The 14,979-nt window shown below is 39.8% G+C and carries 13 protein-coding genes; 5 read left to right on the forward strand and 8 right to left on the reverse strand.

All coding sequences use genetic code 11. The features are described 5' to 3' along the window. Positions 1-992: 992 nt before the first annotated feature. Positions 993-3,014 carry an FAD-dependent oxidoreductase gene (locus tag C6N34_RS04130; RefSeq protein ID WP_181884048.1) on the forward strand — a complete coding sequence of 674 codons (2,022 nt, stop codon included), beginning with the start codon at positions 993-995 and terminating at the stop codon, positions 3,012-3,014. Between the two features lie 16 nt (positions 3,015-3,030). Here the strand turns inward: C6N34_RS04130 and C6N34_RS04135 are convergent, their stop codons facing one another. Further along, the gene (locus C6N34_RS04135; protein WP_236107405.1) at positions 3,031-5,454 is read right to left on the reverse strand and encodes a tetratricopeptide repeat protein; all 2,424 of its coding nucleotides are present in this window, start codon (positions 5,452-5,454) and stop codon (positions 3,031-3,033) included. A 123-nt stretch (positions 5,455-5,577) separates the two neighbouring features. Between C6N34_RS04135 and clpS the strand changes: the two genes are divergently transcribed. Both clpS and C6N34_RS04145 read left to right on the forward strand, forming a co-directional pair. Continuing rightward, positions 5,578-5,901 carry an ATP-dependent Clp protease adapter ClpS gene (gene clpS / locus C6N34_RS04140; protein WP_006278794.1) on the forward strand — a complete coding sequence of 108 codons (324 nt, stop codon included), beginning with the start codon at positions 5,578-5,580 and terminating at the stop codon, positions 5,899-5,901. A gap of 5 nt (positions 5,902-5,906) precedes the next feature. Then, the gene (locus C6N34_RS04145; RefSeq protein ID WP_006278795.1) at positions 5,907-6,203 is read left to right on the forward strand and encodes a DUF2103 domain-containing protein; all 297 of its coding nucleotides are present in this window, start codon (positions 5,907-5,909) and stop codon (positions 6,201-6,203) included. Positions 6,204-6,261: 58 nt separating this feature from the next. Here C6N34_RS04145 and C6N34_RS04150 read toward each other — a convergent pair whose 3' ends face one another. The 3 genes from C6N34_RS04150 to C6N34_RS04160 form a co-directional block, all read right to left on the reverse strand. After that, positions 6,262-6,588 (reverse strand): hypothetical protein, encoded by a 327-nt coding sequence (locus C6N34_RS04150; RefSeq protein WP_057178547.1) that lies wholly within the window; start codon positions 6,586-6,588, stop codon positions 6,262-6,264. A 102-nt stretch (positions 6,589-6,690) separates the two neighbouring features. Then, positions 6,691-7,125, reverse strand: coding sequence for a DUF29 domain-containing protein (locus C6N34_RS04155; RefSeq protein WP_096547441.1), 435 nt, complete (start codon positions 7,123-7,125; stop codon positions 6,691-6,693). A 54-nt stretch (positions 7,126-7,179) separates the two neighbouring features. Beyond that, positions 7,180-7,665: a molybdenum cofactor biosynthesis protein MoaE gene (locus tag C6N34_RS04160; RefSeq protein WP_096547440.1), complete on the reverse strand. Its 486-nt coding sequence runs from the start codon at positions 7,663-7,665 to the stop codon at positions 7,180-7,182. 407 nt (positions 7,666-8,072) lie between these two features. Between C6N34_RS04160 and C6N34_RS04165 the strand changes: the two genes are divergently transcribed. Beyond that, entirely contained in the window at positions 8,073-9,983 is a 1,911-nt protein-coding gene (locus C6N34_RS04165; protein WP_115539166.1) for an ATP-binding response regulator, read from the forward strand. Here C6N34_RS04165 and pyrR read toward each other — a convergent pair. From pyrR to C6N34_RS04180, 3 genes are read right to left on the reverse strand one after another with little or no spacing between them, the layout of a single operon-like run. After that, a complete protein-coding gene (gene pyrR / locus C6N34_RS04170) occupies positions 9,980-10,516 on the reverse strand; it encodes a bifunctional pyr operon transcriptional regulator/uracil phosphoribosyltransferase PyrR (RefSeq protein ID WP_006275882.1) in 537 nt (178 codons plus the stop codon). The genes C6N34_RS04165 and pyrR overlap by 4 nt on opposite strands. Further along, a complete protein-coding gene (cbiB, locus tag C6N34_RS04175; protein ID WP_407928744.1) occupies positions 10,506-11,471 on the reverse strand; it encodes an adenosylcobinamide-phosphate synthase CbiB in 966 nt (321 codons plus the stop codon). The genes pyrR and cbiB overlap by 11 nt, the downstream gene beginning before the upstream one ends. 34 nt (positions 11,472-11,505) lie before the next feature. Next, positions 11,506-11,949 carry an Rrf2 family transcriptional regulator gene (locus C6N34_RS04180; RefSeq protein ID WP_096547439.1) on the reverse strand — a complete coding sequence of 148 codons (444 nt, stop codon included), beginning with the start codon at positions 11,947-11,949 and terminating at the stop codon, positions 11,506-11,508. A gap of 338 nt (positions 11,950-12,287) precedes the next feature. Here C6N34_RS04180 and C6N34_RS04185 point away from each other — a divergent pair, with 338 nt between their 5' ends. Continuing rightward, the gene (locus tag C6N34_RS04185; protein WP_057178543.1) at positions 12,288-12,704 is read left to right on the forward strand and encodes an AbrB family transcriptional regulator; all 417 of its coding nucleotides are present in this window, start codon (positions 12,288-12,290) and stop codon (positions 12,702-12,704) included. Positions 12,705-12,757: 53 nt separating this feature from the next. On the opposite strand, the gene C6N34_RS04190 is transcribed toward C6N34_RS04185, so the two are convergent. Next, positions 12,758-14,638 carry a chloride channel protein gene (locus C6N34_RS04190; protein ID WP_115539158.1) on the reverse strand — a complete coding sequence of 627 codons (1,881 nt, stop codon included), beginning with the start codon at positions 14,636-14,638 and terminating at the stop codon, positions 12,758-12,760. Positions 14,639-14,979 lie beyond the last annotated feature (341 nt).

Below are 14,979 nucleotides of genomic sequence, written 5' to 3' on the forward strand. Positions count from 1 at the left end.
GATCGCTTGTAGGGAGGCACAATTATTTGTAGGATGGGTTGGGGATGTTGGGTTTCATACTTCAACCCAACCTACATTTTCTTATATTTAATTCCACTCACTAGTATTTGATATTCGCGATCGCTTGTAGGGAGGCACAATTATTTGTAGGATGGGTTGGGGATGTTGGGTTTCATACTTCAACCCAACCTACATTGTCTTATATTTAATTCCACTCACTAGTATTTGATATTCGCGATCGCTTGTAGGGAGGTACAATTATTTGTAGTATGGGTTATCCATGCGGGTGTTGGGTTTCATACTTCAACCCAACCTACATTGTCTTATATTTAATTCCACTCACTAGTATTTGATATTCGCGATCGCTTGTAGGGAGGTACAATTATTTGTAGTATGGGTTATCCATGCGGGTGTTGGGTTTCATACTTCAACCCAACCTACATTGTATTATATTTAATTCCACTCACTAGTATTTGATATTCGCGATTGATATTCTATCACAGCAGAATTTTTCCCATCTTTGGTAATTACACCGGAAGTCCATAAAATAGCGATCGCAATTAATTTCAAGCGAGGAATCTAGGCGCCCATTTTTTTCCCATGGTGGGGGTTGACTATTGACCTTTGGACGTGATACCCTGATAATGAAAATCTGTCCACTTTTTTTGCAAATGCTCACACTCCATTATACTCAACTTTCATAGTACCACATTTTTACCCCTTCGACCACAGAAAAACTTATCTCAACCCCCTATAAACATAATTTTTTCTTATTATTTACCCCTATATATACATATATAAATAATTTGACCAGGCAATCCCGTGGGTTTTTTGGGTTTTCTCAACCCCAACCGAGGAAAATCTATATAGAAGATAAATCCTTTTGCTATTATAGCTTTAGTCAGAACGGTGGGTAAAAGTGAGAGTAGGCGTTTTGACTCATTTTCGGGCTATAAAGCCAAAACAGTTAAGTAGGTTATAAAGCGAATTGCATGAAAAGTAAACAGAAAAAAGCCAATCAAATACTAACAGGTGTTGTTACACTCACCATAGTCTTTTCGCCCAGTTCCGTCCTGGCAAACCCACCGCGAAATCCAGGCAAAATCGTCAACTGTGAAATTCTCATTGTAGGTGGTGGACTTTCAGGAATTGCCACAGCTTACGAAAGTTTACTAGCAGGGAACACAGTTTGTTTAACCGAAATAACTGACTGGTTAGGGGGACAAATTTCCGCCCAGGGTACATCAGCGCTAGATGAAAGACCAACCCAACGGATCAAAAGATTTTACTCTCGCGGATATTTAGAATTAAGAGACCGAATTGCAAAAAAATATGGGACAATTAACCCCGGTGACTGTTGGGTAAGCGACTCTTGTTTTCTCCCCGGGGATGGTCATCGGATTCTTTACCAAATGTTGCAAGACGCACAAAACAAAGGAAGAGGAAAATTACACTTTTTTCCCAATACCGTGGTTAAAGATCTAGAGATTTCTCAAAATGGTAAGATCATTAACAGTGCGATCGCAATTCAACATCAACCAGCGAAAAATGCACCACCTCTGAACACCTTCCCCCTATCTGAGACCATAGAGGATTCTTACAGTTATAAAAACTCATCCCGCTTGGATAAAACCATCATTCGTTTTGTTGCCAAAACATCACCAAAAACCAAACAATGGTATATTATAGATACTACTGAAACTGGGGAAATTATTGCTCTAGCAGATGTACCCTATCGTCTGGGAGTAGATCCCATTTCCTATCTGGAACCTTCATCTTCCAGTACCACAGGGGATCCCTATTGTACCCAAGGTTTTACCTATACCTTTGCCATGGAGGCCACAAAAGAGCCACAAAACCAAACCATGCCAGCATTTTATCCCCAATATGCTCCCTATTTTAGCTATGAACTACCCAGACTGGCCAACTTTGATTTAGTTTTCACCTATCGTCGTATTTGGAGTCCCCAAACAGGTCCATGGAGTAGATTTGGGGGAATTAATTTTACCACTCCCACTCCTGGAGATATATCCATGCAGAACTGGACTTGGGGTAATGACTACCGTCCAGGAACAGCCCAGGATAATTTAATTTATACTCGCCAACAGTTACAATCCACAGGTCAATTGAATCCAGGTGGATGGATGGGAGGAATGAGAACGGAAACTCTCCGCAAAGGAGAAGAAAACGCCCTTGCCTATTATTACTGGCTAGTAGCGGGAAATACGGATAGTTTACTGGGTGAAAACATCAAACAACCCCAACCAAATCACATTTTATTAACTGGTTTGAACTCACCCATGGGAACTGAACATGGGTTATCAAAATATCCTTATATGAGGGAGGGAAGAAGAATTATTGGTCGTCCTAGTTGGGGACAACCCCAAGGGTTTAGTATTTGGGAAGTGGATATTTCTCGTCGCAATTATAATGATGAATATTACCGCAAAACCCTGTCACCAGCTATGTATCGTCAGTTGAAAGCAACCCTTGCAGGATTAGAAGCAACTTCTGTAATTACAGGTAAACTACCATCAGATAGGATAGTAAATCGTAGTCGCTCCACAATTTTTCCAGATGCAGTAGGTATCGGACATTATGCTATAGATTTTCATCCTTGTATGGATAAAAGTCCACCAGAAGCACCAAGTAATATAGAACGTCCTGGAGAAAGAAGGGGTGCTGGTTATGCTTATCCTTTTCAAATTGCACTGCGAGCAATGATCCCCCAAAAAATTGATAATTTAATAGTTGGGGGTAAAAGCATTGCTACTAGTCACATCGCTGCTGCTGCTTATCGAGTCCATTCTTTTGAATGGTCTTCCGGTGCTGCTGCTGGGACTGTAGCGAGTTTTGCACTGAGGAAAAATATATTTCCCTATGAGTTGGTTGATAATTTACCGAGATTCGAACCTAAGTTACAGATGCTCAGGAAAATTCTTGACCAGAACGGAAATCCAACTGCTTTTCCTGATACTTCCATTTTTAATCAAAGTTGGGAAGATTGGAGATAGGAGGGATTTTCCGGGTTTAATCACCATGAATTAATTGTTGAAATCTGGGGTCATGGTTGATGTCATCAAAGTCTATATCACCTGCAGCGTCTTCCCTATAACTAGGTTTGTTTTTTATAGCTTGTTGCAAATTGATCAAGGCTAATTCTACATTCTTTTGTAGTGCATAACAAGCTGCTTTGTTATATAAGGCGCTACCGTAGTCTGGGTTGATTTCTAGGGCTTTATTAAAGTTAGTAATTGCTTCCTCGTCTTTTCCTAATCTGACTAATGTATAACCTCTTTTATCCCAAATTTTAAAGGAACTGGGTTGGATTTCTAGTGCTTTATCAAAGGAAAATATGGCCTCTTCGTAATTTTCTAATTCCACCAGGGATAAACCACGATTCAACCAAGCAACACTCTCTTCCGGTTTGATTTCTGTGGCTTTATTAAAACAATTGAAAGCTTCTTGATGTTTACCTAGTTTACCACAGGTAATACCAATGTCAAACCATGCTTGGTAGTGTGCTGGGTTAATTCTAATTACCTGATTGTATGCTCCAATTGCTTCTTTATGTCTTTTGAGTTTATTGAGGATAAAACCACGTTTTAACCAATGTTCTCCCTGGTTGGGTTGAATATTGGTGATTTTTTCATAAATTGACAAAGCATCTTCATAACGGTTTTGTGAAAGCAGCTCTTCTGCTTCTTGAATCCGATGATCAAAATTATCAGGATTATCAACATTGATATTAATATCAGTAATATTATTAACATCAATAGTATTGGTGTCAGTCCCCGGTGGTGATAGCTGTTGTTCCTTTACGGGAGTTTGGGGAGTCATTTGTGATAATTCTTTTAAGGTTTCATACTGGCGATTTTCCGCATCTAGTTGCAATTTTTCTAGTTTATCAACAAATTGAGCCTCTAACTTTTCTAGTTTTGCTAGTCGTGCTATCAAGGTTGTTTTTTGATGATCAAGATCATTTTTCATGTGTGATTTCATAACTGATAGTTCAGAGGTAAACTCTGATATGAACTGGTCAACGGAATGTTGGGAGGTTTGAAAGAATTTGCGCTGACGTTGTTCAGTAGAGTTGTGTAAATCCCCAATTTGCTTCTGGAACTCTAAGCCCAAAGCTTTTAGATTTTCTAATATATTAGTTTTTTGTTCCTCTACATCATTGTGAAGGTTAAAAAGCATCTGTTCAACCTCATCAACAGATTTTTGCCAATTATCAATTATTTCTCCTTGGCGACTTTCAGTGGTGTTCTTTAGCTGTAGCAAGTAGTGAGAAAATTCGGACTGTGATTTTGCCAAATCGTTGCAAATATCGTCTTTTTGTTTTTGAGCATCAGTTTGTAAATCCGATAATTGTAATTTACTGGCTTGATTTATATCTGATAAACTAGATGTAAAGACATCCATCTTCTGCTGAGCATTGGTTTGTAACTGGGACAAATTACCAATAAAGCTATTTATTTGTTCTTGAGCATTGGTTTGTAACTGGGACAAATTACCAGTAAAGCTATTTATTTGTTCTTGAGCATTGGTTTGTAACTGGGACAAATTACCAGTAAAGCTATTTATTTGTTCTTGAGCATTGGTTTGTAACTGGGACAAATTACCAGTAAATTCCGACGCATTTTTGGTGATAGCTTCCACAACCTGGGTTTTGTTTTCTAGAGTTTCCAGTGCCAAAATCTCAAACTGCTCAACTAACTGAGAACGACAATTACTAATATCACTAGCAGCAGTATCTCGATGATTTTCTATAGATAATTTTATTTCCGAAAACTGGGCAAATAGCTCCGATTCTAGTTTTTTAATATTTTCAATAGTTACCCTTTGCTGTTGCGCAGCAAGAGTCACTTGCTCCAATTGAGTATTCAGCTTAAATTCTAAGCTACTAATATTCTCCTGCGCAGCTGTTACTTCCCTTTCCAACGCAGTTAAAAATTCCTGCTTCGACTTGGGCAAATCAGATAAAAGTACGGATAATTTCCCTCCCTCACCCTCAATAGTCGTTTTCAGGTGATTCACCTTTTGTTCCAACTCTAAGGCTAAATCTTGTGAATACTCAATCAAACCAGTTGTCTTTTGATTAGCAGCAATTAGCTCCGTCTGCAAGTTTTCTATACTCCCAATTTGTCTCATTGCTCGTCCAACAATATCCCTAATTATGGCCTTTCTTAAAACCCATAGAGTGGCTATTAAACCCACCGCAAACAAACTGAGCAATGTCAACCAAATACTCAAATACGACTGTAGTTGCTTCTGAATCTTAGTTTCTGTCCTAAGTCTACTTAGTTCTTCCCTTTCCGCACTTGACAGTACCTGAGCATTTGCAGACAATTCAAACCCTCCAATAGTCAAACTGTTATATATCAATAAAGATGACAATAGAACTAGGCTTTTTAATGTTAGTCCGGAAAAAGTGGAGTTTTTGCTGTTCATGATTTCCCTATCTATAATTATTCCTCTCCAGTGGACGGCCAAAATCCTCAGCTCAACCTGTTTCCCAACATTGAATTACACTGGAGAGTTGAAGTGTTTTTTTCAACCGTAGGTTTTTGATTTATGAAAACAAGACCATCTCCCGTTTATGCAATGGCCTCAGCTCCCACTGTCACCCCTGACCAGGGAACTCAAGTAGTTCGCAAACCCTATCCCAATTATAAGGTCATTGTGTTAAATGATGATTTTAATACATTTGAGCATGTGGCTAAATCTTTAATGAAGTATATTCCGGGAATGACCACTGAACAAGCTTGGGAGCTAACTAACCAGGTACACTATGAGGGACAAGCTATTGTTTGGGTAGGACCTCAAGAACAAGCGGAATTATACCACCAACAGCTGCGTCGCGCTGGATTGACTATGGCCCCCCTGGAAGCAGCTTAGCTAATATGAGTAAACTAACAGATGGTAGACTTGTTTGGAATCATTCTACCCATATTCCCGGACTTATTCCTATTTTAGAACGTTTATGTCAACAACATGGCATTACTACTGTAACGCCAGCAGTAATTGGCAGAGTTAAAGGACACGCTCCTAAAATGCAGTTGCGTGTCTCCGTACCAATTCGCGGTGGTTATAAGGTAATTGCACGCCAGGGTAAAACCGTACAGGAAGTGTTTGTGGTTACTAGTTTACCACAGGAAGAATTGGAAAATGCGATCGCGATCGCTATGAAAACTGCATGAGCATTAAGCATCACGAGAGGAGTTCCCAGCACTCCTCTTTTGATCCTTATGATAGCTTTCAATCAATTTCAACTTTATGGACGGCGAACTTATATAGTGGTAGACTCAGGATGCAAGAGAAAGTTAAAAAATATGCCAAGGCCGTAGTAATTCTTAGAGTCATTGTTAAACCTTCCCATTCTGAGCTTATGAGAATTTTTTCACAGGTGAAGGCAATACAATAAACTAACCAGTAGGTAAAGCTCATTCTTAAGAGAACTGCTTCGGTTTCCTCAGTTTCATCTGTTTGCTGTTGACTGTTCCTAAGCAACCATAACCCCATAATACAAGCTATAAAGGAAAGGGCAATGACAAATTGGTGGCAAAAGACATTTGCTAGACACATTTACCTTTGTTCCTATTTCAATCATATTCATACCCGCATTAGTCTAAGGTCATATTCCTGGGGATGACACAAAATAGTAACAAACTGAAATATTCTCCACTATCATTCAAGCGGGTATTCCCGGTCCAAGATTTGCTCAGGTATATAAGGACACTTTTCCGGTAGGTCTAGGTAGTCTAGTGGAGTCTCCCTCACGACTAAATCCTTGCCAGATTCATACCCATCAGCAATTAACTCCAATAAGTAAGGTTTAAGACTAGGGTTTTGACTGAGCAGTTTTTGTACCATGCGTCTTTGTTCGCGAATAGTTGCCCTCCAACTTTTACTGCGTTTTTCAGCTTGGTATTCCCACTTGAGCAAATGACCGATTAAAATGGCTAGGCGATTTTCTAACTCCCGACGTTCTTGCTTCCCCAATGACTCAATTTCCTCTACTAGGTTAGTAATATCCAATTGTCGAAAATCGCCTTGTTTAAGTAACCTGGACTGTTTTAGGGTCCACCCGTAAAAGTCGGTTTCATAGAGATTGAATCCCATCCTACCCTCCACAGATCTTTAGGATCTAATTATCCATCCTATCCTATTGTTAAATCAACATTCTTGTTGACACAAGCCAATACTTACCCAAGAACTAGAACCATCTTGCCAATATTCTTTTTTCCAAATTGGTGCCTGATGTTTAAGGGTATCTATCGCGTACTGACAAGCAGAAAAGGCTTCACCTCGGTGGGGAGATCCTACCGCTACTAGGACGCTAATTTCTCCCACTCTCAATTTGCCAATGCGATGATGAATCACTACCCTATTCACATTAGACCATTGATGACGAATATGGGTAGCAATTTGGTAAAACACCTGCAAAGCCATAGGTTCGTAGGCTTGATACTCTAATGCTACTACGGGCTTACCATCGGTTTGATTACGAACAACACCACTCATCAATACAACCGCACCATTGCTCAGGTCTTGAGCAGCAGTATATATTTCTTCTGGTAATAGGGGAGCTAGGGTAATGGCAAAACTGTCTTCCGCTCTGGGTTTAGTCGGTAAATTAACTAAGATTTTCGGGGGGTTCATGTTTTTTAAATGTCTTTTAAACTGCTATACCTAGGGAATTCTAACCTCTTTTCTTCCGATCATTGAAAAAATTGTCCAAATATGGTAGGGTGCGTTACGATTTTATTGCGTTTCAGGATCTTGGCTGAGGTATTGTTATTAACTCCGATTTTTCTTCCTCAAGGGGGATTAATAATACACTTAAAAATACTACTAATTATATAAGTATTATACAAGTGTAAGTGGGTCGGTGAAATTAAATATAAGATTAACGTAGGTTGGGTTGAAGTATGAAACCCAACACCACGGGTCTCGTGACTCGACCCATCCTACAAATAATTGCGCCTCCCTACTTAGTTAGTAAAAAGATATGAACAGTTGGGAGTGGATTTTTTGTGATTGCTGGAGATGATAAAAATCGAATAATCATGAATGATGAAATCATAAAAGTTTTGTTAATTAATGATGCTGAGGATGATTATATTTTAACTCGCAGCTGGTTTAGACAATTCCAGCTGATTACCTGCGACTTAGAATGGGTGAATAGTTATCAATTGGCGAAGGAATCCATAGCCCAATACCAACATGATATTTATCTAGTGGACTATTATTTAGAGAGTAATAATGGCTTAAAACTATTGCGGGAGGCTACAGAAAATGGTTGGAACTTTCCATTTATTCTGTTAGCACGTAAAGAGGATATAAAATCAGATATGGAGGTGATAAAAATTGGAGCGGTCGATTATCTGGAAAAAAGTCAATTAACAGCCCCCTTGTTAGAAAAATCCATCCGTTATGCGATTGAAAAAAAACAAAGAGATGAGAAAATTCACCAACAAGAGATCTTGCTGGATGGGTCTAATGATGCGATTTTTGTAACTGATTTAGATCATCAGCACATTTTATTTTGGAATAAAGCAGCAGAACGTATATATGGTTGGTCTGCGGAAATAGCAATGACAAAACAAATTCATCACTTATTTTCAGCAGAAAAGTTACCTCAACTTTCCCGGGTGCTTAAAGTGCTAACCAGCTATGGCAATTGGGAAGGGGAACTGACACAAATTAATAAGTCCGAGCAAGAAGTAATTGTTGCGAGTCGCTGGACATTAGTAATGACCTTCAACCGTAAACATCAATCTATTTTAGTGGTTAATACTGATATTACCCAAAAAAAGCAATTGGAGCAGAAATTCCTACGGGTTCAAAGACTAGAAAGTATCGGTACTTTGGCTAGTGGTGTGGTCCACGATCTAAATAATGTTCTCACCCCAATTTTGATGACAGCACAAATCTTAGAAACTCAAGTGAAAGATGAAAAACCTCGTCAACTGATTCCTATATTAATTGCTAGTGCTAAACGCGGCGCAAATTTGGTTAAACAAGTGTTATCCTTTGCCAGAGGTATGGAAGGGGAGCGGACTATTTTACAAATAAAACACTTACTCATAGAAGTTCAGAATATTATTAAAGAAACATTCCCTAAAACTATTATTTTAACCACTGAAATTCCTCAAAGTCTATGGACTGTCTGTGGTGATGCTACTCAATTACATCAGGTTTTAATGAATTTATGTATCAATGCCCGGGATGCTATGCCCAATGGTGGTACTTTAAGTATTAAGTCTGAAAATATATTGATTGATGAACATTATACCCAAACACATACTGATTTTAAACCAGGTGCTTATGTGTTGATTAGTATCAGAGATACGGGCATGGGTATTAAACCAACCCTCATTGATCGGATATTTGAACCTTTCTTCACCACTAAGGATGTTGGTCAGGGTACGGGTTTAGGACTTTCTACGGTTTTGGGGATTGTTAAAGCTCATGGTGGTTTTATTAATGTTTACAGTCGAGAAAACAAGGGTAGTGAGTTTCAAGTTTATTTACCAGCTCAAGATACAAGTGAAATTATGGAGACCACAGAAATATCCCCTCCTCGTGGTCACGGAGAAACCATTTTGGTGGTTGATGATGAACCAGCTATTTGTGAAATAACAAAAGCATCACTAGAGAATTATAACTATCGGGTAATGACCGCCCATGACGGTATTGAAGCGATCGCCTTATATGTGGAACATCGAGATCAGATATCTCTGATTCTAACTGATATAGTTATGCCATCCATGGATGGATTGACCAGTATTCGAACTCTCAAGAAAATTAATCCCCATTTAAAAATTATTGCTTTTAGTGGGTTAGCACCTAGTGATAAAATTAATGCAGCTTATAGTATAGGCGTAACAGCATTTTTATGTAAACCTTTTACTGCTACTCAGTTATTGCAAACCATTAGTGCGGTAAATGGAGTAAATAATTTTGCCATCAATTAATTGCTGATTAACTCCACTGCGTCTCTACCATCAAAATCTTGCAGGTAAACCTTAACAATTTCTTCCTTGGTAGTTGGTAATTTTTTACCGATAAAATCAGGATGAATAGGTAATTCTCGGTGACCTCGGTCTACTAGAACTGCTAAACGAATTAGTTCCGGTCTACCATATTCATTAACAGCATTCAGAGCTGCGCGAATGGTTCTACCTTTAAAAATCACATCATCCACCAAAATCACAGTTTTACCCGTCAAATCAAAAGGTATGTGAGTTTTAGCTGGGGTTCTTGGTCCAATTTTGTCTAGGTCGTCACGATAGAATGTGATATCCAATGCTCCCACGGAGACGCTGATACCTTCTAAATTTTCGACTTGACGTGCCAATAACTTAGCTAGACATACTCCTCTGGTGTAGATACCTAAAAAAACTAACTGTGATAAATCCCGAGTCTTTTCTACAATTTGAGAAGCCAGACGAATTGAAGTACGACGTAATTCTTCCGATGAGAGAATTTCAACTACCTTAGTAGACATGATAGTCAATATAATAAGTTGTGATAATTTTATATGCTAAAATTGTCAACCCTAACCAAAGTAAAAAGGAATATCGAGTTAATTGTAAAGCTCGATAAATGGAAGTAGAAGTAATGGGATAAATAGGATCCCCTAAAAGTGGCTTATACTTAGCTACTCCTTTATACCAGTTTAATCCTCCCATCTGGACGCCCAAAATGGCAGCATAGGCGCACTCACTCCAACCAGAATTGGGGCTAGGGTCTTGAATGGCATCCCGCCTACAAAGACGCCAAACACTTAGGGGTTTAAGTGACAAAATAGCCAACGTAATGACTGTTAAACGACAGGGAACCCAGGTCAAACAATCCTCTAGCTTAGCACTAAACCAACCGATATAGGTATAGGGAGGTTCTCGATAACCAACCATAGAATCTAAAGTGCTACTGGCTTTATAACCTAGGGCCAAAGGAATAGGACCAACAGCGGGAATCAATATACCGATGATAGCATAAAATAGAGGGGCCATAACCCCATCAGTGGCATTTTCCGTCACAGTTTCTAAAACTGCTCGCAGGATTTCTGATTCCGAGAGATCTGCTGTATCTCTACCCACGTATTGACTGAGAATCTCTCGAGCTTGTGATAATTTGCCATCATTTAAAGGTTTGATAACATCCAAAGCAGCTTTGGTTAAACTGTGAAGGGCAAAACAACTGGCCAGCAAAATACTGGCAACAGTAATACCTAACCAGGGGTGTAACCAGTGAGCAATATGAACAATCAGCCACCCAGATACAGCAGCAGCACCAATTGTAGTCAAGGCCAAACCAATACCAGCTAGACGCTGTGATAGGGGCCCATAGAAGTGTTGCCAGGAAAATTGAGTCCAACCAGAAATAAACCAACCCATTACCCTAACAGGGTGAGGCCAACCCCAGGGATCACCAATGATGTAATCTAAGAAAGCAGCCATTATTAATATGATGTAGCTCATATCCAAATTCCAACTAAACCACAAAACTTGCTTCTTCCCCAACAGCAGCTTGTCTGCTTCTAGCATCATAATAGAGGTCAGCCAAGGTAATGCTATATAGAGCTTCTCGTAACTTTTGGTTGAGTCTTTGCCACAAAGTAAATGTCACCCAATCTTCAGCTTGTGTGGATGGTGAAACTTTCACAGCCAAATCAGCGATATTTTCCCCCACCGCTTCTAAAATCTCCCCTATGGAAATTTGTTGAGGGTGTCTTGCTAATTTATAGCCACCAATACTCCCACGTAGGGAGTGAACTAAACCAGCATGACGCATTTCTATCAATAGCTTTTCTAAATAAGCAGCAGGAATTTCTTGCCGCGAGGCGATCGCCTTCACGGAAGCAGGCCCATATTTTGGTTGTAAACTCAAATCCAGCAACGCCTTTACACTATAGTGTCCCCTGGTAGTTAATTTCATCTTTATAGTTAACCCGCTCAACAAACTTTCTCCCCCATCTTCCTCCAACCTAGGAAATATTGACAGGGGTTTAAAAAACTTAATGAATTCGATCCTGAAAATCAGTGTACAAATCAACTTATCCACCTAAAGGTAGGAGGAGGGAGAAAATTTTCTTCAAAAAAACCCCTTGACAAAATAGATGATTGTGCAACAATTTCTATTATAATTTCCATATAGTTTAACTGTAAACTAAGAGCAGGTTTGGGGAACCAATTTAGGGGCTTCCCATTGGCTCGGGTATCAGTTAAAATCAAATCGAATCAACCACTTCAGTTATCCAATTCCAGCCAAAGTTGATGCCTAAGCAAAAGAAAATTGATCCTCTTGTTGGTGAAGAACTGCTCCAAAGGGTTAAGGAGCTAGGGAGCGAAACCAGGGAAGAGAAAGCTAAACAGTGTGGCTACTATACCATTACCAAGAATGGCATAGAGCGGGTGAATATAATGAAGTTCTTGAACGCCTTAATTGAGGCCGAGGGTATTCAGTTAGATGGCGCACCCGGTGCCAACGGTCGTGGTGGAAGGAGTGCCAGCTATAGAGTTAGCGTCCAGTCGAACAACAATTTACTCATAGGTTCAGCTTACACAAAACAGATGAATCTAAAACCCGGCGATGAATTTGTCATCACCTTAGGTAAAAAGCATATTCGACTGCGACAAGTAGAGCCAGAAGAAAGAGAAGATGATGATCAGCTGGAAGAAGTAACAGCCTAATTATCGAAAATTTCCGAATCCCCGTCTTTTTAAAGCGGGGAGTTTTCATTACTTCAGCAGTCTTTAGATAAATAAGGCTCTACTACTTTGCGAGTAGTTGCTAAATTACAGGTTAAAGCAATTTCCTTTTGTTCTAACAAACCCACAATACAATCAGGATTATGCCTGTCTAATACCGGTAATTGCTGCAGTCCTCTGAGTGCCATACGGTCTAAAGCCTCAGACAAAGGTTCATCTTGCCAAGCATAAAGGATATCGGTGGTACAAATATCGAGAATGGTTTGACCAAAAAAATCGGGTTTTAGTTGGTCAGAGGGAGTTTGGTAGTTTTCCCAGCGAGAAAGGGTGCGATTAATATCATCCAAAGAGACAATACCCACCAATTTTTCATTAGCATCAATCACTAGGGCGCTAGGAACATGATCGTGGATCATTTCCAAAGCTGCTTCTAGCACGCTAAGATTGGCAGGGATTTTTTTGGGGTGGAAATGGATGGCCTCAGCAACAGAAATGGTTTGAATCACTTCCAATTTGTGATCTTTTAATTCCGCAAGACCAATTTGTTGTAGGTTCACATTGGAACTAACAGTAGGTTTAATCAATTCCATGAGCCATATACTTAAACCCACTGCTGCCATTAAAGGCAAAACAATACGGTAGTCACGGGTCAGTTCAAATAACATTAATATAGCAGTTAAAGGAGCTCGAACACTGGCAGCCAAAACAGCAGCCATACCAACCATGGCATAAGCGGGGGGTGCAGCCATATACTCAGCTACACTTGGGAATATCAAGGACAGGAACTTTCCGTATGCAGAACCCAGGGATGCGCCTAAAAACATTGCTGGGGCAAAAAGTCCCCCTACAAAACCACTGGCCGAACTAATTGCCGTTGCTAATAGTTTTAACAACATTAAAGCCAGCAAGAGATACAAAGAAAATTCCCGGTCTTGTAAAATAGCTTCCACGGTTCCATAACCAATACCCAAAATTTGGGGATACTTTAAAGCTACCAAACCAACCAGAAAACCACCGATAACTGGTTGTATAGGTTTGGGAATCTTACCTAAAAATGCCAGACCCTTAAATTTGCCATTAAACAAGTTTTGGGCCATGCTAATAGATTGTTTATAAGTAAGAGCTACCACACTAGCTCCCAAACCTAAACCCAGATATAGGGGTAACTCCAAAAGACTACGAACCTCGTATGCAGGTAAAGTAAAAGCCGGTTGACCGCCCAAACCAATTTGGGCGATTAAGGCTGCCACCACTGCTGCTAGTAAAACTATACTAACTGCCGAAGTAGCAAAAGAGGTAGCGCCCAAAACCACTTCCAAGGCAAAAAACACCCCAGCAATGGGAGCATTAAACCCAGCGGCTAAACCAGCAGCAGCGCCTGCTCCTATTAACAGTCTTTGTCGTTCTTGAGAAACTTGTAAGACATCTGAGAATAAAACCCCAAAATTTGCCCCAATTTCCACACTCGGACCCTCTGGACCTAGGGAAGCACCACTACCCAAAGAAACACCAGCAGCTATCATTTTGGTAACGGGACGAAGTTTTTGCTTAACTTCCTTCCCTTGGGAAACAGCAATTAAAGACAAAAGCCCAGGACCAAAATCCTGAGTGCGCCAACGCATTAAACCAACAACTATGCCACCCAAGGTAGGAACACAAGCTAAAGTCCAAGCTCCCCACCTTCCTATGGATGCCATTAGGTTTTCTAACATTAAGTCGTGAACAAATTCAATTAGATAGTGAAAGGTTACTACACCCATACCTGTACCACTACCGATAAGTATAGCTAGAAATAATACCACCGTTTCCTGGGATGGCTCGAAACGGCGAATCAGATTAGTTAAGAAAGTGGAAATATGAGGAAAGGTAGTCGGTTGAAATACCTTATGCATTTGTGTGGGGGGCAATAAGCTCATGGAAAACCAGTAAATATAACGAAAAATTTAATTTTTATCTGTTAGTCTTTATTGTGAGGCATAATTTACCTAGTAAACAACTATTGGAAGAGAAACTGTGACTAAATTCCCAGTTGTCTATTCCATTGACTGGGCAAATTCCATAAATGAACATAAACATTTCTGATAGTAATCATCTAAGCTGCCCGATTTGCCGGGGGAGTAACACAAGAAAATCCTTTGGGACGTACATGGGACTTTTCACCTGTCCGTTCTGTCACGAAAGGCTAGTAGTTTGCAAAAGTGGTCACTATGTGCGTGACCCCTTTAGCTGGCGGAAAATTGTTTTGGGTTCGGCATTG

It is taken from the genome of Cylindrospermopsis raciborskii Cr2010, assembly GCF_003367075.2.
GTDB lineage: Bacteria > Cyanobacteriota > Cyanobacteriia > Cyanobacteriales > Nostocaceae > Raphidiopsis > Raphidiopsis raciborskii.

Bases quoted from the DNA above. Each gene is read 5' to 3' on its own strand.
- clpS (WP_006278794.1), top strand. From the start codon at position 5,578: ATGAAAACAAGACCATCTCCCGTTTATGCAATGGCCTCAGCTCCCACT.
- C6N34_RS04145 (WP_006278795.1), top strand. From the start codon at position 5,907: ATGAGTAAACTAACAGATGGTAGACTTGTTTGGAATCATTCTACCCAT.
- C6N34_RS04190 (WP_115539158.1), bottom strand. From the start codon at position 14,638: ATGAGCTTATTGCCCCCCACACAAATGCATAAGGTATTTCAACCGACT.
- C6N34_RS04130 (WP_181884048.1), top strand. From the start codon at position 993: ATGAAAAGTAAACAGAAAAAAGCCAATCAAATACTAACAGGTGTTGTT.
- C6N34_RS04185 (WP_057178543.1), top strand. From the start codon at position 12,288: ATGCCTAAGCAAAAGAAAATTGATCCTCTTGTTGGTGAAGAACTGCTC.
- cbiB (WP_407928744.1), bottom strand. From the start codon at position 11,471: ATGGCTGCTTTCTTAGATTACATCATTGGTGATCCCTGGGGTTGGCCT.
- C6N34_RS04135 (WP_236107405.1), bottom strand. From the start codon at position 5,454: ATGAACAGCAAAAACTCCACTTTTTCCGGACTAACATTAAAAAGCCTA.
- pyrR (WP_006275882.1), bottom strand. From the start codon at position 10,516: ATGTCTACTAAGGTAGTTGAAATTCTCTCATCGGAAGAATTACGTCGT.
- C6N34_RS04160 (WP_096547440.1), bottom strand. From the start codon at position 7,665: ATGAACCCCCCGAAAATCTTAGTTAATTTACCGACTAAACCCAGAGCG.
- C6N34_RS04155 (WP_096547441.1), bottom strand. From the start codon at position 7,125: ATGGGATTCAATCTCTATGAAACCGACTTTTACGGGTGGACCCTAAAA.
- C6N34_RS04165 (WP_115539166.1), top strand. From the start codon at position 8,073: ATGAATGATGAAATCATAAAAGTTTTGTTAATTAATGATGCTGAGGAT.
- C6N34_RS04150 (WP_057178547.1), bottom strand. From the start codon at position 6,588: ATGTGTCTAGCAAATGTCTTTTGCCACCAATTTGTCATTGCCCTTTCC.
- C6N34_RS04180 (WP_096547439.1), bottom strand. From the start codon at position 11,949: ATGAAATTAACTACCAGGGGACACTATAGTGTAAAGGCGTTGCTGGAT.